The organism is Streptomyces sp. NBC_01255, from assembly GCF_036226445.1.
In the GTDB taxonomy this organism is placed as follows: domain Bacteria; phylum Actinomycetota; class Actinomycetes; order Streptomycetales; family Streptomycetaceae; genus Streptomyces.
Genome location: NZ_CP108474.1, coordinates 8,064,278 through 8,084,222, shown reverse-complemented (window position 1 = coordinate 8,084,222; position 19,945 = coordinate 8,064,278). Strand labels below are relative to the sequence as shown.

General features: G+C 69.8%; 14 protein-coding genes. 10 read left to right on the top strand and 4 right to left on the bottom strand.

Translation table 11 applies throughout. From position 1 onward, the window contains the following. Positions 1-51: 51 nt before the first annotated feature. Positions 52-798, top strand: a complete 747-nt coding sequence (locus OG357_RS36505; protein ID WP_329625183.1) for an ABC transporter ATP-binding protein — start codon at positions 52-54, stop codon at positions 796-798. A gap of 2 nt (positions 799-800) precedes the next feature. After that, positions 801-3,737 carry an FtsX-like permease family protein gene (locus OG357_RS36500; protein ID WP_329625182.1) on the top strand — a complete coding sequence of 979 codons (2,937 nt, stop codon included), beginning with the start codon at positions 801-803 and terminating at the stop codon, positions 3,735-3,737. Between the two features lie 590 nt (positions 3,738-4,327). Here OG357_RS36500 and OG357_RS36495 read toward each other — a convergent pair. Then, a complete protein-coding gene (locus tag OG357_RS36495; RefSeq protein ID WP_329625181.1) occupies positions 4,328-4,957 on the bottom strand; it encodes a PadR family transcriptional regulator in 630 nt (209 codons plus the stop codon). A 61-nt stretch (positions 4,958-5,018) separates the two neighbouring features. Continuing rightward, a complete protein-coding gene (locus OG357_RS36490; RefSeq protein ID WP_329625180.1) occupies positions 5,019-6,029 on the bottom strand; it encodes a formylglycine-generating enzyme family protein in 1,011 nt (336 codons plus the stop codon). A 285-nt stretch (positions 6,030-6,314) separates the two neighbouring features. Between OG357_RS36490 and OG357_RS36485 the strand changes: the two genes are divergently transcribed. The 3 genes from OG357_RS36485 (at position 6,315) to OG357_RS36475 (ending at position 11,132) form a co-directional block, all read left to right on the top strand. After that, entirely contained in the window at positions 6,315-7,907 is a 1,593-nt protein-coding gene (locus OG357_RS36485; RefSeq protein WP_329625179.1) for a sulfatase family protein, read from the top strand. Further along, entirely contained in the window at positions 7,904-9,670 is a 1,767-nt protein-coding gene (locus OG357_RS36480) for a sulfatase (RefSeq protein WP_329625178.1), read from the top strand. The genes OG357_RS36485 and OG357_RS36480 overlap by 4 nt, the downstream gene beginning before the upstream one ends. 115 nt (positions 9,671-9,785) lie before the next feature. Then, on the top strand, positions 9,786-11,132 hold the full coding sequence (locus OG357_RS36475) for an MFS transporter (protein ID WP_329625177.1): 1,347 nt from the start codon (positions 9,786-9,788) through the stop codon (positions 11,130-11,132). 96 nt (positions 11,133-11,228) lie between these two features. Here the strand turns inward: OG357_RS36475 and OG357_RS36470 are convergent, their stop codons facing one another. Further along, positions 11,229-11,987, bottom strand: a complete 759-nt coding sequence (locus tag OG357_RS36470) for a nuclear transport factor 2 family protein (RefSeq protein WP_329625176.1) — start codon at positions 11,985-11,987, stop codon at positions 11,229-11,231. Positions 11,988-12,110: 123 nt separating this feature from the next. On the opposite strand from OG357_RS36470, the gene OG357_RS36465 reads away from it, so the two are divergent. Beyond that, positions 12,111-13,067 carry a helix-turn-helix domain-containing protein gene (locus OG357_RS36465; RefSeq protein WP_329625175.1) on the top strand — a complete coding sequence of 319 codons (957 nt, stop codon included), beginning with the start codon at positions 12,111-12,113 and terminating at the stop codon, positions 13,065-13,067. Here OG357_RS36465 and OG357_RS36460 read toward each other — a convergent pair. Further along, positions 13,064-14,104 carry an Lrp/AsnC family transcriptional regulator gene (locus OG357_RS36460; protein ID WP_329625174.1) on the bottom strand — a complete coding sequence of 347 codons (1,041 nt, stop codon included), beginning with the start codon at positions 14,102-14,104 and terminating at the stop codon, positions 13,064-13,066. The two genes, OG357_RS36465 and OG357_RS36460, sit on opposite strands and share 4 nt — an antisense overlap. Positions 14,105-14,205: 101 nt before the next feature. On the opposite strand from OG357_RS36460, the gene OG357_RS36455 reads away from it, so the two are divergent. The 4 genes from OG357_RS36455 (at position 14,206) to OG357_RS36440 (ending at position 19,624) form a co-directional block, all read left to right on the top strand. Further along, a complete protein-coding gene (locus tag OG357_RS36455; RefSeq protein WP_329625173.1) occupies positions 14,206-15,417 on the top strand; it encodes a M20 metallopeptidase family protein in 1,212 nt (403 codons plus the stop codon). Positions 15,418-15,587: 170 nt separating this feature from the next. Then, complete coding sequence (locus tag OG357_RS36450) at positions 15,588-16,955, top strand: MFS transporter (RefSeq protein WP_329625172.1); 1,368 nt, start codon at positions 15,588-15,590, stop codon at positions 16,953-16,955. A gap of 37 nt (positions 16,956-16,992) precedes the next feature. Beyond that, a complete protein-coding gene (locus tag OG357_RS36445) occupies positions 16,993-17,892 on the top strand; it encodes an alpha/beta hydrolase fold domain-containing protein (protein ID WP_329625171.1) in 900 nt (299 codons plus the stop codon). A gap of 313 nt (positions 17,893-18,205) precedes the next feature. Next, positions 18,206-19,624, top strand: a complete 1,419-nt coding sequence (locus tag OG357_RS36440) for a cellulose binding domain-containing protein (protein ID WP_329625810.1) — start codon at positions 18,206-18,208, stop codon at positions 19,622-19,624. Positions 19,625-19,945 lie beyond the last annotated feature (321 nt).

The following is a 19,945-nucleotide window of genomic DNA, read 5'->3' as shown; positions in this document are numbered from 1 at the left end:
CCATTTCCGGGCCTGGGTGGCCGTAGCCGCCGATTCCTTCCGGAGGTTGGTATGGGAAGCATGAACGCCGACCGCGCGCTCCTCGTCGCCACCGGGGTACGCAAGATCTACCGGACGGGCTCTGTCGAGGTCACCGCCCTGCTCGACCTTGATCTCGTCGTGCGCCACGGGGAGATGGTGGCGGTCATGGGACCGTCCGGCTCCGGAAAGACCACGCTCCTGAACTGTCTGTCCGGGCTCGACGACATCGACGCCGGCCGGGTGGAGGTGGACGGCCACGACCTGTTCGCGATGTCGGACGCGGCGCGCACGGAGCACCGGGCTCACACCATGGGCTTCGTCTTCCAGGCGTTCAACCTCATCCCGGTCTTCTCCGCGGTGGAGAACGTCGAACTGCCCCTGCTGCTCGTGGGCACCCGGCCGCGCGAAGCCCGTCGCAGGGCGCTGGACATGCTCGACCGGGTGGACCTGGGCCACCGGGTCGAGCACCGGCCGAGCGAGTTGTCCGGGGGTGAACAACAGCGGGTGACCATCGCCCGCGCCCTGGCGGGACGCCCGGCCATCGTGTGGGCGGACGAACCGACGGGCAACCTCGACAGCGCGATGGCCGATCAGGTCATGGACCTGCTGTGCGAGCTCAACCAGGACGAGAGCCAGACGATCGTCCTGGTCACCCACGACAGCGCCATCGGCGCGCGCGTCCCCCGACTGATCCGGATGCACGACGGGCAGCTGGTCGACGACGTCCGCCAGACCGTCACGGCCCGAGCCTCGATCCCCGACGCACCCTTGGGCTGACCATGTACCCGAACCTCCTCATCCCGCTGCTCACCGCCCTGGCGCTCGCCCTCGCGGCCTTGGTGCTGGTCGCCGTCCGGCAGCCGGTGTCACGGCGGCTGGCCTTCCGGCAGGTCGCCCGACGGCGCACGGAGGCAGCGCTGGTGATCGGCGGATCGATGCTCGGAACGGCCATCGTCATCGGGGCCCTGGTCGTCGGCGACACCCTGAACTTCTCCGTACGCCAGGAGGCCTACCGGACCCTGGGACCGGTGGACGAGCGCGTCGTCGCGCCCCCCGGCCCGACCGGGCGCGCCGCGACGGAACGGATGGCCTCCCTGGCGGGGAATCCCGACATCGACGGAGTGCTGAACGCCCAGGCCACCCAGGCATCCGCCGTCACCCGTGCCGACGGTCGTACGGCCGCGGAGCCACGCGTCCTGGCCTGGCAAATGGACTTCGACAAGGCGGCGCGCTTCGGCGCACCGGGTGGGGATTCCGGCCTCGAAGGACCGAATCCGAAGCCAGGACAGGTCGTGGTCAACGAGCCGCTGGCCCGCTCCCTGAGCGTGGGAGCCGGCGATCCGGTCACGCTGTACCTGTTCGGAGTTCCGGGGACGTACCGGGTCGAGCGTGTGGTGCCGGAAGAGGGTCTGGCCGGTGTGGGCCTCGGAGGCAGGCTGAACCGCGACGTGTTCCTGGCACCGGGGGCCCTGGAATCCGCTGCCCGGGCCGCCGGTGAGGAACCGCGCTCGGTCACCTTCGTCTCCAACCGAGGCGGCGTCGAAAGCGGCGAAGCCCTGACCGGCAAGGTGACAGCCGACATCCGGCAGGCGCTGGGCCCGCTCGCCGGCCAGACGGCGATCGAGACACCCAAGCAGACGGTCCTGCGGGACGCCAAGCAGGCCGGGGACTCCCTCGGAGCCCTGTTCCTCATGATCGGCAGCTTCAGCATCATCGCCGGCGCACTGCTCCTGGTGAACATCTTCGTGATGCTCGGCGAGGAGCGGAAGTCCCAGATGGGCATGGTGCGGGCCGTGGGGATGAAGCGCTCGCGGCTCGTCGGGTCCTTCACGCTCGAAGGTGCCACCTACGCGTTGCTGTCCGCGCTGCCAGGCGTGGCCATCGGGGTCGCGGTCGGCTGGGGCGTCGCCGTCGTGGCGGCGCAGATCTTCCAGGGCTGGTCGGTCGGCGGCAGCAGCATCCGCATCGCGTTCGCCATCACCCCTACCAGCGTCCTCAACGGACTGGCCATGGGCCTGCTGATCGCCTTTGCCGCCATCCTGGCCACCAGCGTGCGCATCAGCAGGTTCAACATCATCGCCGCGATCCGCGACCTCCCGACGACGCCCGGGCAGGGACCGCGACGCCGTCTGCTGGCGGTCTCCAGCACCCTGGCCGTCCTGTGCGCGTTCGCAGCCGTCCCGGCCGTGGCACGCAGCCAGCCCGACGCGACGTACCTCATGCCGGCGCTCGCCCTCGCCTTCGCCACCCCGGCACTGCTGCGTGTCCTCCCCCGTCACACGATCACCACCCTGGTCGCGGGAACCGTCCTCGCCTGGACGCTCTTGGCACCCGTCATACGCCCCCGGATCTTCGACACCCCCTCGATGTCCGTATACGTCATCCAGGGCGCCCTGGCCGCCTTCTCCGCCGTGGTGCTCGTCAGCGACAACCAGAAGACCCTGCTACGCCCCGTACGGCGACTCCTCCAGCGCCCGACGGAGGGCGGCCTGGCGGCGCGGCTCGCCGTCGCGTACCCGCTGGCCAAGCGGTTCAGGACCGGCGCGACGCTGGTGATGTACACGCTGATCGTGTTCGTCCTCGTCCTCCTGACGGAGATCTCGGGCATCCTGCGCGCCGGAGTCGACGGAGTCGTCGCCGATGCCACCGCCGGATACTCCCTGCGACTGGACTACAACCCGCAGGTCGCTGGCGACCGACTCGTCTCCGATCTCCGCGGCGGCCCGTCGGCCGCCGGGATCGCCGCCGTGACACCGCTGCTCAACGCCACAGGGCGGGCCACCGATCCGGGACACCGCAGCCCCCAACCGCTCGACGCCGCCGTCGTCGGAGTGCCCAACGAGGCCATCACCGGCATCACGTTCCGGGAGCGGCTGCCCGGCCTGAACAACGACGCCGCCGTATGGCAGGCCCTCGCCTCCGACCCCCGCTACGTCGTGCTCGACGCCTTCTTCGGCAGCACCGGCGGCCCGGCCGGCGACTACTACGACCCCGGGGACACCCTCACCCTGACCGACCCCCGGACGGGCCGCAGCGAACAGAAGGTCATCGCCGGCGTGCTCAGCAACGGGTTGGTCTTCTACCCGGGCACCGGCGCCAGTTCGACCACCTACCCCGTGGTGTCGAGCGAGCAGGCGACGCGCGAGCTCTTCGGCGCCCAGGCCCAGAACGCCTCCGCATTGGTCAGAACCGCCCCAGGCATCTCCCCCGACGCCCTGGCGACCCGACTGCAGGGCGAGCAGCTCTCGTCCAGCCTGGTCGCCACACCCATAGAGTCGGACATCCGCCAACAGTTCGACTCCAGCACCGCCTTCTTCCGCCTCATGCAGGGCTTTCTCGCCCTCGGCCTCGGCGTGGGCATCACCGGCCTCGGCGTCGTCATGGTCCGATCCGTACGTGAACGCCGACGCACCATCGGCATCCTGCGGGCCCTCGGCTTCCGGGCACGAACGGTCCAGCGGTCCTTCCTCTGGGAGAGCTCCTTCATCGCCGTGGAAGGAATCGTGCTCGGCTCCCTCCTGGGCGTGCTCACCACCTGGCTGATGTACGCCAACAGCGCCGCGTTCGAGGGCCTCGAAGGAGGCTTCCCGGTCGAATGGACCAGCATCTGCGGCCTGGCCGCAGCCGCCTTCGCCGCGTCCCTCCTGGCCACGATCGGGCCGGCGCGCCGCGCGGCCGCCATCCGCCCGGCGCTCGCGGTCCGCGTCACCGAATGACCAGCGGCTCCTTCGAGGTTGGCTCCCGGGGGACCAGCCACCTCGTCATGCTCTCGCCTCCCCATCACCACCGGCTGTCCCGCTCCGAAGCACATCGAGCCCCCGAGCGATGTCGTCCGCCCAGGCGTCGATCGCCGCCCGATCCCAGTGGTCCCCGTAAATGCAACCGAGCAACCGAAACAACAAGGAACCCTTGCGGTCGAGGTGTTCACGCCGGAGAAGCGCCGATGCTCCCGCGGACGGATGACATCGACGAGAGCAGCCATGCGAGGCTGTACAACACATTCGGCAAGCAGGCGCAACGGGCAAGGGCAACGCGGCGGTCATACCGACGCTGAACACCCACGTCGGCTGATCACCCATGCGATCACGCCCCGGTCAGCGATCTCCTGCGCGGAGTGACGCTGGGACGCATAGAGCACCCGTACGGAGACCATGGCGCCTCCGCCATGGCTCCCAGCGTCGCACCAGTCGCTGGGGTCCGCATCGCCTACCACGGCGGTACGTGCACGCCATTCCGCCTCCGGGACAGGCTGGTTCCCTCCGATCGTCGCTCGCGCGACCGGGTGCCCGAGGCCCCTGCTCGCGGTTCAAGGGGACGATGACGAGTGCGATGGCGCCTGTGGAAGGCTCCCATAAGGGGTGTTACTGAGTGCCTGACCTGCCCCGACCTCCGCTTTGGCGAGGGTGAGCTGAAGCCAGGCGATGTACGCGGCGGTGTTGCTGTAGCCGAACTCGTGGGCCGAGAGCTGGATGGTGCGCGCCCATGCCAGGTCGATCTCCGGGACCGGGTCCAGTGCGACGGTGGTGAAGTCCATCCAGCCGGGTTCGCGGAGTTGGGCGAGTCGGTAGTCGAGCTCGGTGCGGAGAATGTGGACGGTGACCTCGGGGCCGAGCTGTCCGGCGAAGAGGAACCGAAGCTTGAAGTCGGGGTCCATGGGACGTGGGGAGGGTTCGTACGGAGAGCGGGCCCAGGCCAGGAGCTCGTCGCGGCCGGCGTCGGTGAGCCGGTAGACCTTGGCGTCAGGTTTGCCGTCGCGGGGATCGACCTCGAACTCCGCCCAGCCGTTGGCGACGAGACGGGGCAGGACACGGTAGATCTGGGGCAGCTGCACGCCGTAGCCGATGTACTTGCCCGGGCCGTCCATCCACTTGCGCATGTCGTAGCCCGACAGCGGACGCAGGGCCAGCAGGCCGAGAATGACGTGTTCCAGACGCATGGCGGGTCCTCAACAGAGCGGGGTTGGTACGGATTGTTTCAGGGGCCGGCTGGGGGGCGGCTCACCGTAGTCCATCCGCCGGGCCGGGCCGCTTGTCCTCAGCGAGGTCGCGGGCGATCCGGAAGCCGCAGTTGCCGGCCGAGGATTCGGGGGTGTTGGCGGAGCGGGCGGCGAGCCGGTAGCGGTTGCAGTAGCTGTCGTGGCAGAGGTAGGAGCCGCCGCGGGTGACGCGGGCGGTGCCGGTGCGCGGGCCGAGTGGGTTGTGCCGGGGCGAGCGGCGGTAGTACGCCGGGGAGAACCAGTCGGCGCACCATTCCCAGACGTTGCCGGAGGTCTCGTACAGGCCGTGGTCGTTGGGCGGGTAGGAGCGTACGGGCGCGGTGGTGAGGTGGCCGTCGCTCAGGGTGTTGTGGGTGGGGAAGGTGCCGTGCCAGATGTTGCACCGGTCCTCGCCGTCGGGGGTGAGGGTGTCGCCCCAGGGGTAGCGGCGTCCGCGGTGACCGCCCCTGGCCGCGTACTCCCATTCGGCCTCGGTGGGCAGGCGGGCGCCGGCCCAGTGGCAGTAGGCGACGGCGTCGTCCCAGGAGACGTGCACGACGGGGTGGTCGGGGGTCTCCTCCCAGTGGGAGAGGGAGCCGGCGGGGTGTGCCCAGTCGGCGCCGGCGACGTCGAGCCACCAGGGGGTACGGGGAGCTTGCCCTCTGACGTCCCGGGCGCGGGCGCGCAGTGCGAGGTGGAAGACGGCGGACGAGCCGTAGCGCTCGGCGTCCGTGCGGTGGCCGGTCGCGGCGGCGAAGGCGGCGAACTGGGCGTTGGTGACCGCAGTGGTGGCGATGACGAAGGGGGTGAGTTCCACCCGGTGCACGGGCTGTTCCCCGTCCGACGGGTAGCCCTCACCGAATCCGTCGCCCATCAGGAACTCTCCGCCGGGAAGCTCCACGAACTCTGGTTCTTCCTGCCCCTCCGGCCGCCTCCCCGGCGACGCGGCAAGCGGGGCCGGTACGGACGGCACCGGCAGCAGCGTCGTGTTCTCGCGAGCGGCCGTGCGGCCCGGGGTGCAACAGCTGTCCACGGCGGACTTCTCCTCGCTCCTCGGTTGTGACTCCAAGACAGCTTCATATGTACGTCAGAACTTATCACCGAGCAAGCATCGAGCGTCGACACCCTCTTCCTCAGGGGACACGATCAGCGAAGTGATGCGGGAATGTTGCGAATCCGAGAACTCAGGTGCGACATCTTGACACCGTCGGCAACAGCCCTGAAACCTGAGGCTCATAGCTGCTGACGCACATATGCCCTGAGCGCTCATCGAATGCCGCCCGCCTGCGGCCCCCGTCTTGTCCCCCCGGAGTTCCCCTTGCGCATCATCTATGTGGACGTCGACACCCTGCGGGCCGACCACACCACCCCGTACGGCTACCACCGGCCCACCACACCTCACCTCCAGAAGCTCGCCGACAAGTCGGTGGTCTTCGACCGCTACTACTGCTCCGACTCGCCCTGCCTCCCGTCCCGGACCGCCCTGACCAGCGGACAGTTCGGGATCACGAACGGCGTGATCGGCCACTACGGCGCCGACGCCCAGTTCCGGCTCGACTCCGGCCACGGCCCCGAGCCCGACCGGCCTCTTCTCGGGCAGCGCCTCCAGCTCGACGGCTACTACACCGCGGCCGTCTCCGTCTTCGCCGAGCGTCACCGCGCGTACTGGTTCCACGGCAACTTCCGCGAGTCCGTCCGGGCCACCGGGAACTGGGGCGACGAGGACGCCGCCGACGTCAACCGCGCCGCCCTCGACTGGATCCGCAGGCACGCCGAGGACGACGACTGGTACCTCCACCTCACCTACTGGGACCCGCACACCGACTACACCCAGCCCGCCGAGTGGACCGAACGCATGGCGGCCTCCGCCCCCGTGCAGTCCTGGCCCGACGAGGAGACGATCCAGGAGCACGCCGAGATCTACGGGCCACGCAGCGCCCTGGACCTGCACTACTCGCTCACCGGAGGCGGCACCTCGCCCGTGCCGCACAACATGCCCGACGCGATACGCTCCCGCGCCGACTTCGAGCACCTCGTCAACGGCTTCGACGGCGCCATCGCCTACTGGGACCACCACTTCGGCCGGCTCCTGGCCACCCTGGAGGAGCTGGGCATCGCGGACGACACGGCGATCGTCGTCAGCGCCGACCACGGCGAGGCGTTCGGCGAGCACGGCATGTACGCGGAACACGGACTGGCCACGGAGTCCGTCCAGCGGATCCCCCTCGTCGTGTACTGGCCCGGGGTCACCGACGCCCTTCCGGCCGAGGCCCGGCGCAACGACGATCTCCTGTACAACATCGACCTGGCGCCCACCTTGTGCGACCTGCTCGGCCTCGACGCGCCCGAGGGCTGGCAGGGCGCCTCCTTCGCGGGCGCGGTACGCGGCGAGGAGACCGACTCCCGGCCGTACCTGGTCCTCGGCCACGGCGCCCACACCTACCAGCGTGCCGTCCGCACCCGCGACCACCTCTACATCCGCACCTATCACCCCGGGTGCTTCAAGACGGCCTGGGAGCAGCTGTACGACGTCACCGACGACCCGTACCTGACGCGTGACCTCCTGGACGAGGAGCCCGCTCTCGCCGGGACGATGCGCTCCCACCTGGCCGAGTGGTGGCACGAGCACGCCGGCCGCCCCGGCTGTCTGCCCGATCCGATGCTGAGCAATCTCCAGGCCGGCCCTGTCTACTACGCCGATCCCACCCGGTACGCCCGGCATCTGCGCGACACCGGCCGGTCCCACCTGGCCGAGGACCTGGAACAGCGTCTGGCCGTACCCCGAGCCTCGGTGCCGGTCCCCTGGCACGCACCGGCACCGCCGCGTTCCGCGGAGCTCTTCGGGCGGTGGATGGAGATCTTCCAGGAACGTGCCACGAAGAAGGCGACAGAAGGGAAGTCCGTCCGATGAGGGCGATCATGGTGATGTTCGACAGTCTCAACCGGCGCATGCTGCCGCCGTACGGCGGAGACTGGACGCACGCCCCGAACTTCGCGCGGCTCGCCGAGCGGACAGTCACTTTCGACAGGGCGTACGCGGGGTCGATGCCGTGCATGCCGGCCCGCCGCGAACTGCACACGGGGCGCTACAACTTCCTGCATCGCAGCTGGGGACCGCTGGAGCCGTTCGACGACTCGATGCCCGAACTGCTCAAGCAGAACGGCGTGTACACGCATCTGGCCAGCGACCATCCGCACTACTGGGAGGACGGTGGCGCCACCTACCACGGCCGGTACAACTCCTGGGAGTTCTTCCGCGGTCAGGAGGGCGACCCTTGGAAGGGGCAGGTGGCCGATCCGGAGATGCCCGAGGACCTGAAGCGGATGCGCTCGGCCGTGTACCGGCAGGACTGGGTCAACCGGCCGCACATGGCGACCGAGGACCGGCATCCGCAGACCCTCACCTTCGACGCCGGCCTGGAGTTCCTCCGGACGAACAAGGACGCGGACCGGTGGTTCGTGCAGATCGAGACCTTCGACCCGCACGAGCCGTTCTTCTCCCACCAGCGCTACAAGGACCTCTATCCGCACGCGTACGACGGGCCGCACTTCGACTGGCCCGACTACAAGCAGGTGGTGGAGACGGATGAGCAGGTCGCCCACGCCGGTTACGAGTACGCCGCCCTGCTCTCCATGTGCGACCACTCCCTGGGCCGGGTCCTGGACGCCATGGACGAGCATGGCCTGTGGGACGACACGCTCCTGATCGTCAACACCGACCACGGTCTGCTGCTCGGCGAGAAGGGTTGGTGGGGCAAGTCGGTCCAGCCCTGGTACAACGAGCTGGTCCATCTGCCGCTGTTCGTCTGGGACCCGCGCTCCGGCGGCGCGGGCGAGCGGCGCGACACGCTCGTGCAGACCATCGACCTCGCCCCCACGCTCCTGGAGTACTTCGGCGTCGAGCGCCCGGCCGACATGCAGGGCGCGCCGCTGCCCGTCGCCGCCGACGACGACCCCGTGCGCGAGGCCGGTCTCTTCGGCATCCACGGCGGTCACGTGAACATCACCGACGGCCGGTACGTGTACATGCGCGCGCCCGCCTCCCCCAGCAACACCCCTCTCCAAGAGCACACGTTGATGCCGACGCACATGCGCGGCCGCTTTACCCCCGCCGAACTCGCCGACGTGGAGCTGGCCGAGCCGTTCGGCTTCACCAAGGGCGTCCGCACCCTTCGGGTGCCGGGCCGCACCTTCGTCAATCCGTACCACCATGGCAGCCTGCTCTTCGACCTGGAGAACGACCCCGAGCAGCTGGAGCCGCTCGTCGACGACGAGGTGGAGCTGCGGCTCGCGACGCTGCTGGTAGAGCTGATGCGGGGTACGGAGGCGCCGCCCAGTCAGTACGAACGTCTCGGCCTGCCCTCTGAGGTTCCGGTGACCGGTGCGCACCTCCTCGTACGGACCCAGCGCGATCAGGCCCAGCGGGCTGCGGTGCCCTTGCCGCGTGCCGAGGACTATCCGGAAGGGCGGTTGTCCCTGCGGACGCCGGTCGCGACGCTGATCGGCGATCCGGTGGCGCTGGAGGTGCTCAAGCGGCACCTGCCCGGGATCGCCGACTCGGAACTCCTGCAGTTCCTGGGACCGACCCCGCTCATCGACATCGCCGCGATGTCGGGCGGAATGATCCCGCCGGACCGGCTGCGCCTGGTCGCCGAGGAGCTCGCGAAACTCTGAGGCCCGGTCGTCAGATCACAGATGAACGCCGGTGACGGGGCGGCTACCCCGTCACCGGCTTGCCTTTCCTCCCTCGCCCATCCAGCGAAGAACGAGACGAAGAAGAGGTGGCGTCTTGCCCGATCTTACCGAGGCACCCGTCGGCACGACGAACGAGAGAAAGGCAGTCCCCGTGAAGGGCCGCTGGCGGCAGTTGTCGCTTCTCGGCGGCACCATGCTGGTCGAGAACACCGAGGCGAGTCTGATCAGCGGGCTGTTCCCGGTGATCCGTCACTCGCTCGGGGTCTCGCTCGGCGCGCTCGGCGTCCTGACCGCCGCGGGCCGGATCGTCGGCGTGTTCGCCGGGCCGTTCTGGGTGTGGGTCGCCCAGCGCTGGTCCCGCAAGGGCGTCCTCGTCCTGGCCACCGGCTTCTGGGGAGTGTGGGGCATAGCCGCCGGCTTCGCCCAGAACTTCACCCAGCTCCTCATCCTGATGACCATCCTCGCCGCCGGGTACGCCGCCTCCCAGCCCCTCAGCACGGAAATCCTGGGTGACCTCTTCGACAGCGAATCCCGGGGCCGCGCCGTCGGCATGCTGTACGGCGCCATCAACCTCGCCGCCTCTCTCTTCGCCACCCTCAAGGGACAGCTCGCCGGTTTCGACGACGGCTGGCGCTGGGGCCTGTGGAGCATCGGCGCCCTCAACGTCCTCTTCGGCGTCGCCCTGTTGATCTGGATGCGCGACCCGGGCAGAGGCGCGTCCGAGCACCAGCTCGCCGGCCTCGACCGACAGACACGCGAGGCCCACGCCAAGGTCACCATGAAGCAGGTGACCGCACTCTTCCGGATCCGAAGCCTGGTGATCCTGCTCGTCTCCCGACTCCTGTCCGGACATCTCCTCGCCGCGGCGTTCGGCGTGATCTTCCTGGTGGACGTCTACGGATTCAGCACCCAGGTCGCCTCCGTCATCCTCTTCCCCATGGGCATCGGTTTCTTCACCGGCACCCTGCTCGGCGGCTTCCTCACCGACTGGACCGTCCGCCGCAACCTGCGCAACGGGCCCGTGGCCATCCTCCAGACCGCCCAGTTCGCCTTCGCGGTCATCGCCTACTTCGGCACCCAGATCGATTGGGGCGGAATCGGTCTGTTCGCCGTCTTCTTCGCCCTCATGGGCCTCACCCAGGGCGTCAACCCGGTGGTCAACCGGCCCATGATCATGGCCGTGACCCTTCCCGAGCTCCGCGGCGCGGCCTTCGCCATCTACCTCAGCGTCTTCGAGGCCGTCGCCATCGCCGCGTTCAGCCTCGGAGCCGGCTTCCTCGGCGACGCCTTCGGACTGCGCTCGGTGTTCCTGTGGGTCCTCGTCGGCCTCATGGCCGTCAACGGCGCCTTCCTCACCCTGCTCTACCGCACCTATGCCGCCGACGTAGCCCGCGTCCAGCAGGCCCTCGAGCACCGGCGACAGGCGGCTCTGGCCGGATAGACCGGAAGGTGATGTGGAACAAGGTGCCGCTGCCGACGGTGAACCGGAAGGTCTTCCCTGCTTACGTCGGAGCGCTCACGGTGTCGTTCCGTCCGCTCAGAACAGGCCGTTGGCGTGCGGCAGTTCGGCGGGCACGGGGGTGATGGCGTCCCAGTGCTCGACGATCTTGCCGTCGGCGACGCGGAAGAGGTCCCAGTAGGCGACCGGGACGCCGAACTCGCCTTCGGAATGCAGAAGGACGAAGTCACCCTCGGCAACGGCCTTGTGGACGTCCTTGTAGACCAGGTTCTTGCCCTGCTCGGCCCACTTCGCGGCGGCGGTGCCGAAGCCGTCCAGGCCGTCGGCGGCCTCCGGGTTGTGCTGGTCGTAGGTCTCGGTGGAGATGTAGTCGGTGAGGGCGGAGTAGTCGGCGCCCTTGAGGGCCTTCTCGGCGAACTCCAGGACGAGCGCCCGGTTGGCCTCGGTCTGGTCCAGGTCCGAGGGCTGGGTGGGACCGTCGGTCTGCGTACGGCCGGAGGCGGTGTCCGTCACGAGGGGGGTCAGCGCGTCCCAGTGCTCGGCCAGCTTGCCGTCCGCGTCCACGCGGAACAGGTCGAACGCCACGAGAGGGTCGGGCCCGAAGCCGTAGTACGTGCCGTGCAGCGCAACCAGGTCACCGTCGGCGATCACTCGGGCACCCTCGTACCGGAAGCCTTCCGGCAACTCCGACACCAGCCGGCGCAGCGCCTCCGGCCCATCCGCGGCCAGACTGCTGTGCTGGCGGTAGTCGGCGGCGACCCAGCGGTCGACCGCGCTGGGGTCCTTCTGGCCGAACAGTTCCCCCGCCGCCTTGGTGACGATGTCCTTGCTCCTCACGGATTGACTCCGATCTGTGGGTTCCGTCTGTGGGTTCGCTCTGCGGGATCCGGCGACACACTGTCCACCGGCCTGCAACCCAGTGTCGTCGCATCCGGCCTCCAACGCACGATACATTCAGGCATGAATATGGTCGAAATGGGACATGTGGTGGTGGATGAGCGGCACTATCGCAACCCCGCGCGGCCGGGCCTGGACATGGAAGTCCTCACCTTCACGGACCTGCGGCACCGCCTTCCCGGAGAGGAATTCACGCGGCTGCACCGCCTCAACTTCCACCACCTCACCCTGGTCGAGAAGGGCCACGGCTCCGCCGTGGTCGACTTCGTGGACCGACCCTGCCGTCCGGGGACGCTGCTGCACACCCGCCCCGGACAAGTGCAGCGCCTACCCGTCGCACCCGACGGTTCCCCTGCGGACCTGGATGCCACGATCGTCCTGTTCACCCCCGACTTCCCGCCCCGCCTCTCCGCCACTACGCGCGTGGTCGACGACCCGTTCGGTCCGGTCTCCTGGCAACTCGGCCAAGAAGACCGCAGCTCCTTCCGCCACGCTCTGACCGACCTCGGCGCCGAATACGCCACCCTCGCGGACTGGGAGCCAGGGATCACGAAGGAACTCCTGCGCCAGCTCCTGGCCGGACTCCTCTTGCGGATCGCCCGCCTGCCCACTCCCGACCGTCCCGTACCGCACGCTGCGGAAGCAGCCTCGGAGGAGCCGTACCGGCTCTTCCGGCACGAGCTGGAACGCTCCTTCACCGTCCAGCACCAGGCCCAGGACTACGCTGCCCGCCTCGGCTACTCCGTCAAAACCCTCAACCGGGCCTGCAGGCGTGCCGCCGGCCGCACCGCAAAACAGCTCATCGACGCACGCCTCGCCCTGGAGGCCCAGCGCCTGCTGGCCCACACCGATGTACCGGTCGCTGCCGTCAGTCACCGTCTCGGCTTCACCGAGCCCACCAACTTCGGCAAGTTCTTCACCCGCGCCACCGGCCGCACCCCGGGTGCCTTCCGCGACATGCAAAGCCAAGCCGACCCCGGCACGGAGATCGATCCTCGTGAGTCGTCCACACGCCCCTAGGAGGGATCGGACCAGATGTCCATGGGGACGGTGCTCACGCTGCGGCCGGCCGGGTCGAGGATGCGGCCCATGCGCTTGACGAAGCGCAGCGAGACCGCTTGGTCGAGCACCTTCAGCCGCGGCAGTGCGCCGGTGAGGCGTGCTTCGAGGCCGCGGATGTCGGGAAGGGAGCGGAGCCAGACGCTGATGAGCAGATTCGCCGTGCCCCCGGCGAGGCCGATGCACGCCCGGGTCTCGGGGACGGCGGCCAGGAGTCTGTTCAAGGCATCTCGGTCGTCGATCTCGGCCTGGGCCCAGATCGAGGTGGAGATCGGCCAGCCGCACAGCGGCTGAGCGACTTCGCAGCGCAGCTCCAGGTCCTCGTTGGCGATGAGGAGCGCGAGACGCTTGCGTACGGTGGTGATCCCGACGCCCTGCTCCTCCGCGAGGTCCGTAAGCGAGGTACGTCCGTCGGCCCCGAGGCGCACGACGAGGAGCCGGTCCCTCGTGGTGAGCGTCTGGGGCGTCGACGGCGACCGGGTCGGCCGCTCGGCGGTGATGTGGGCCCGCTGGCGGGGGTCGAGGGCGCGCAGGCGCCAGTCGGTTGCGTGCGTGAAGACATGGGTGCCGAGCTGGGTGCGGGTGGCGCTGATTCCCGGGAGTGCTCCGAGGCGTTCGAGTAGGTATTCGGAGAGGGCGGGAAGCGTGGGCGTCGACACGGTGAGCAGCAGGTCCCGGCCGCCGCTGGTGTGCTCCACGGTCAGGACGTGGGGCCACTGCGCAAGGGTGTTGGCGACTTCGAGCGCACGGCCCGCCTGACAGTCCACTTCGACGAAGGCCAGACAGCCCTGGGAGATCTGAGCACGCCCGGGCTGTGCCGTGATCCACGCGACGCCCGTCTCGGTCAGCCGGGACCAGCGCCGGGCCACGGTGACGGGGTCGAGGTCGAGTGCCCGTCCGATGCGCGACCAAGGGGCTCGGGGGTCGATCTGCAGGGTGTTGACCAGGCTGAGGTCGAGCTCGTCCAGGGGCGCAGATTTCTGCAAACGATCAGGCATGGAGGAAAGATCCTGCGTTTTCGATGGGTGTTGGTGCCGAGTATCCATCATCACTGGCAACCGAGCGACAGCGAGGTGAACGTCAGTGAAAGGGGACGAGGGTGTCGGTGTGCGAGGACGCACGGAGCGTGCAAGGTGATCTGGTTCGCCTGCGGCGGGCGCTGCATGCCGAGCCGGAACTCGGCCTGGAGTTGCCGCGTACGCAGGACAAAGTCCTGGCCGCCCTGGACGGGCTGCCACTGGAGGTCACCACAGGCAACCAGCTGACCTCCGTCACCGCGGTCCTGCGGGGCTCCCGCCCCGGTCCCACGGTGCTGCTGCGCGCCGACATGGACGCGCTGCCCGTGGCCGAGCGCGCCGGTCTCGCGTACGCCTCCCGCACGGAGGGGGTCATGCACGCCTGTGGTCACGACCTGCACACCTCCATGCTCACCGGCGCGGCACAGCTCCTCTCCGCTCGCCGGGACGAACTCGCCGGCGACGTGGTCTTCATGTTCCAGCCCGGCGAGGAGGGCCAGGACGGCGCCGGCCACATGCTCGGCGAAGGGGTCCTGGACGCCTCCGGTGAGCGGCCGGTGGCCGCCTACGCCCTGCACGTGACCTCGGCGGGCCACCCCAACGGGATGTTCGCCACCCGCCGGGGCCCGGTGCTCGCCTCCTCCGACAGTCTTCGCGTGACCGTCCGCGGCGCGGGAGGCCACGGCTCGATGCCGCACCTGGCCAACGACCCCGTACCCGCGGCGTGCGAGATGGTCACCGCGCTGCAGACCTTCATCAGCCGCAGGTTCGACCCGTTCGATCCCGTGGTGCTGACCGTGGGCGCCTTCCACGCGGGCACGGCCGCCAACGTCATCCCCGACGAGGCCCGGTTCACAGCTACCGTGCGGTCGTTCTCCGCCTCGTCGCACGGCCGGATCAAGGACGGCGCGGTCCAGCTGTGCCGGGGTGTCGCGGCCGCCCACGGCCTCGACGTCGAGGTGGACTTCGTCGAGCAGTACCCCCTCACCGTCAACGACCCGGCCGAGGCCGAGTTCGTCGCCGACGTGGTGGCGGAGGTGCACGGAGAGGAACGCTTCGCGTGGGCGCCCCGCCCGGCCGCCGGCTCGGAGGACTTCTCCCGGGTGCTCGACGAGGTCCCCGGCGCGTTCGTGGTCCTGGGCGCCTGCCCGCCGGACCGGGACCTCCAGCAAGCCCCGTACAACCACTCGCCGCTGGCCGTCTTCGACGACCGCGTACTGGGTGACGGAGCCGCGCTCTACGCCGCACTCGCCCTGCGGCGCCTGGCACGGGCGAAGGCCGCCCCCGTCTGCTGACCCCTCCACCCCCAGCACCACGTACCGCGTCACCGTGCGCCCCGTGCCCCCGGACGCAGCACAGCACCGCCCCTCAGACAGGCCCGCCGCACCGCCGGCAGTACATCCCCGCCCGCAGCCCCGCCGGACGCAGCTCATCCAGGCCGCGTCCCGTACCCCAGGAGAAGCCCGTGCCCGACCACGCATCCCCGGCCACCAGATCCGTCACACCCGGCGCCTCGACCACGAGCGCCACGAGCGCCACGAGCGCCACGAGCGCCACGACCAAGAGCGCCCCCGCCCCGTCCCGGCTGCGTACTGTCATCGGCACCGGCGTGGGCAACGCCCTGGAGTGGTACGACTGGAACGTCTACGCCATCTTCACCCCGTTCTTCGCCTCGCAGTTCTTCCCCTCCGCCGATCCGACCTCGGCCCTGCTGAGCACCCTGGCGATCTTCGCCGTGGGCTTCCTCATGCGTCCCCTGGGCGGGCTCGTCTTCGGCCGGCTCAGTGACCGCAAGGGGCGGCGCGCGGCGATGGTCGGCTCCATCGCGCTGGCCGCCGCCGGAAGCCTGCTGATCGGCCTCGCGCCGACGTACGCCACGATCGGCGTGGGCGCCTCGGCCCTACTGGTGTTCGCGCGGCTCGTCCAGGGCCTGGCCCACGGCGGAGAGCTTCCCGCGGCCCAGACGTACGTGGCGGAGATGGCCCCCCGCGAGCGGCGAGGGCTCTGGTCGAGCCTGATCTATATCTCCGGCACCTGCGGCATCATGGTCGCCACCGTGCTCGCAGCGGTCCTCGCCTCCTTCCTCAGCGAGGACCAGCTCCACGCCTGGGGCTGGCGGGTGCCCTTCATCATCGGTGGACTTCTCGGCCTGTACGCGCTGATCATGCGGCTCCGCCTTGAGGAGACCGACGCGTTCGAGAAGCAGGCCGACACCCCGGACCACGAGCCGCACACCTCCGTGTGGCGCGGCTTCTGGGAGAACCGGGCGGCGTGCATGCGCGTGATCGGCCTCACCCTGGGCGGAACGGTCGTCTACTACACCTGGGCCGTCTCCGCCCCCGCCCAGGCCATCTCCCTCAAGGGCATCGACGCCTCGGCCGCGCTGTGGGCGGGAGTCCTCGCCAACCTCGTCTTCCTCGTGACGCTGCCCCTGTTCGGCGCCCTCTCCGACCGCGTCGGACGCAAGCCCATCCTGTACGGCTCCTACATCGGCGGAGCCGTCCTGGCCTTCCCCCTGAACTGGTTCATCCAGGACCAGGCCTGGCAGCTGGCCGTGTCGATGACCACGGCCATGCTCTTCATGTCCGCCGGCGCGGCGATCACCCCCGCGGTGTTCGCGGAGATGTTCCCGACCCGGCTGCGCACGACGGGCGTGGGCTTCCCCTACGCCATCGCCGTGGCCGCCTGCGGCGGCAGCGCCCCGTATCTTCAGACATGGCTGACCAGCACCGGCAAGGGCGACCTCTTCCTCGGCTACACAGTGGTCCTGCTGCTCCTCGCCCTGGCCGTGGTGCACCGGATGCCCGAAACGAAGAACACCGACCTGACGTGACACCGAAGAACACGGACTGTGGGAACGGAGCCGTACCGTGCCTAGCCTGACCAGCAGAGCGATGCCGACCGTGGTGCGGCTCCGGCGGGCCAAGAAGGTGTTCAGCTCGGCGGAGGCCGTCCGGGAACAGGTCCTCGCCCGTTCCCTGCGGCCGACCGGGTACGCCCCACCATCCGGACTGGAGCGCTCGGTCGACCTCTCCGTACGCCGGGTGGCCGGATGGCCGGTCTACGAGGTCTCCCCGCGCGGCGCCCGCAACCACGTACGGCGGGCGATCTATCTGCACGGCGGCGCGTACATCAACGAGATAGCCCCCCAGCACTGGAAGCTGATCGCCCACGTGGCCGCCGAGACCGCCACCCGGATCACGGTGCCGATCTACCCCCTCGCTCCCCTGGCGACGGCATCCGAGGTGGTGCCGGCCGTCACCGACCTGGCCGCCGAGCTCCTCGACGACGCGGCCACCACAGCCCTCACTCTCATCGGAGACTCCGCCGGCGGCGGGATGGCCCTCGCCGTCGCCGTCCACCTGCGGGACCGAGGACTGCCCGCGCCCGCCCGCACCATCCTCATCTCCCCGTGGCTGGACATCAGCCTGACCGACCAGCGCATCGCACTGCTCGAAGACCGCGACCCCTGGCTTGCCGTCCCCGGCGCGCGCTACGCCGGAGACCTCTACCGCGGCGCACTCCCCGCCGACCACCCGCACGTCAGCCCTCTCCTCGCCGACCTCACCGGGTTGAACCCGATCACGCTGTTCAGCGGAACCCGCGACATCGTCAACGCCGACGCCCGACGACTGGCCACCCGCGCCACGGCCGCGGGCGTCGAGCTGGACTTCCACGAGGCACCGGAGATGCTGCACGTCTACCCCCTCCTGCCGATCCCCGAAGGCAGAGCAGCACGCGCCACCATCTGCACCACCCTGCGGAGCTGACGCACACCGTCAACGGCCGTCCGGACACATCGGTATGCGCGGGGCCTCCATCGGGGTCCCGAAGATCCGCCGGATGATCGGGCACGTCGTCGTCATGCATCGCCGCCCCAGGGCCACGACTTCCACATCCGGTCGACGGACCAGGGGTTGACGCCGTCATTGGTCTATGCCAACTTCTCCTCGGCGCATGATCAGCCTTTCCCCACACGGGTGTTGAAGCATCGGACTTCGCCCGCGGCACCATGCTGCCCTCCCCCATCACCTCCCCGAGAGGAACCCCGTGAGCAACGGAACCAGCCGCCGGAATCCGGGCATGCGCACCGCGCTCGCCGCCGCCACCACCGTGATCGGTCTCGGCGCCACCGCGCTGACCGCTCTCCCGGCCGCCGCCGCGGACGAGAGCATCGCCGTCCAGTACCGGCACGGCGGCACGGGCAGTGACCAGGCGGCGCCCTGGGTCACCGTGGTCAACACCGGGACGACAAGCGTCCCGTTGAGCCAGGTCAAGCTGCGCTACTACTTCAAGGCCGACCCCGGCGCCTCGTACGCCTACGCGTGCGACTGGGCCGTCAAGGGCTGTACGCACCTCACGGGCACGTTCGGCACGCCGACCGCCCCCACCGCCACAGCGGACCGGTACCTGGAGGTCGGGTTCACGGCGGGGGCGGGCTCCCTGGCGCCGGGCGCCGACACCGGGGACGTACAACTGCGCTTCCACCGCTCGGACTGGCAGCCGCTCGACCAGTCCGACGACTACTCGTTCGGGCCCGCGCAGACCACGTACGGGAACTGGACCAAGGTCACCGCCACCATCGACGGAGTCCAGGTCTGGGGCACCGCCCCGGGCGGCAACGAGTCAGCCCCGACGCCGACCCCGACACCCACTGATCCCTCCCCCACGGCCCCGACCACTCCCCCGGCCGAACAGAGGGTCCTCTTCGACGACTTCGACTACACCGGCCACACCGACCCTGCGATCACCGCACACGGCTGGACCATCCGCTCCGGCGGAGGCGGCCCCGGCGTCGGCGACGCGACCTGGGCGCCCGAGAACGTGACCTTCGCCAAAGAAGGCACGAACTCCTTCATGACGCTGCGCACGTCGACCGCCGGCACCGGCGCATCGACCCGGCAGACCGAAGTGCACACCGCCGCAAGGAAGTTCAAGAACGGCACCTACGCCGCCCGGGTGCGCTTCGCGGACACCCCGACCAGCGGCCCGGACGGCGACCACCTGGTCCAGAGCTTCTTCACCATCAACGACCTCACCGCACCGATGGCGGACGACTACGCCGAGTACGACTTCGAGTACCTCCCCAACGGCGGCTGGGGCGAGACGGCAAACGTCCTCTACACGACCTCCTGGGAGACCTTCCGCCCCGACCCCTGGGAGGCGGTCAACCAGCACACCGAGGCCCGCACGAGCCAGGCCGGCTGGCACGACCTCGTCCTGACCATCGACGACACGGCACTCGTCTACTACATCGACGGCAAGGAGTTCGCCCGGCACGACGCCCGCTATCTGCCCGAGCGGCCCATGTCGATCCACTTCAACCAGTGGCTGATCGACCTCGCCGGACAAACCTCCACGACCACCCGCGCCTACGAGGAGCGGGTCGACTACATGCTCCACGTGAAGGACGAGGTCCTCACCCCGGCCCAGGTGGCCGCGAAGGTCGCCGGCTTCCGCACGTCCGGGACCGTCTTCAAGGACTCCGTACCCAGCTCCTGAACGAACCGGCCGGCGCCGGGCTGTGGCGGTGCGACCGCCCGCGGCGCCGGCCGTCGTCATTGTCAGCCCCGTCATGGGCAGAAAGGAGGTCTCCCTCCTCGCGCCCGACGGCCTGCCGCACGACTGCTGGTGTGCGCGACCTCGACCCCGGACGGCACAGGGACACGGCGCCGGGCGAGGACCAGGTTCCGGCCCTCCGACGACCACCCGTGCCTCACCACGAGCGGCTGTCAACCGACCGGTCCACCGGGCTGGGGCAACGGAATACCGGCCGGGAAGGGGGCCTTCGCGATGGGCTCGCCGTTTTTCGGCCAAGCGCAG

Excerpts from the sequence above, each read along its gene's own strand:
- OG357_RS36505 (WP_329625183.1), top strand. The coding sequence starts at position 52 with ATGGGAAGCATGAACGCCGACCGCGCGCTCCTCGTCGCCACCGGGGTA.
- OG357_RS36500 (WP_329625182.1), top strand. The coding sequence starts at position 801 with ATGTACCCGAACCTCCTCATCCCGCTGCTCACCGCCCTGGCGCTCGCC.
- OG357_RS36495 (WP_329625181.1), bottom strand. The coding sequence starts at position 4,957 with ATGCGTCTGGAACACGTCATTCTCGGCCTGCTGGCCCTGCGTCCGCTG.
- OG357_RS36480 (WP_329625178.1), top strand. The coding sequence starts at position 7,904 with ATGAGGGCGATCATGGTGATGTTCGACAGTCTCAACCGGCGCATGCTG.
- OG357_RS36465 (WP_329625175.1), top strand. The coding sequence starts at position 12,111 with ATGAATATGGTCGAAATGGGACATGTGGTGGTGGATGAGCGGCACTAT.
- OG357_RS36460 (WP_329625174.1), bottom strand. The coding sequence starts at position 14,104 with ATGCCTGATCGTTTGCAGAAATCTGCGCCCCTGGACGAGCTCGACCTC.
- OG357_RS36440 (WP_329625810.1), top strand. The coding sequence starts at position 18,206 with ATGCGCACCGCGCTCGCCGCCGCCACCACCGTGATCGGTCTCGGCGCC.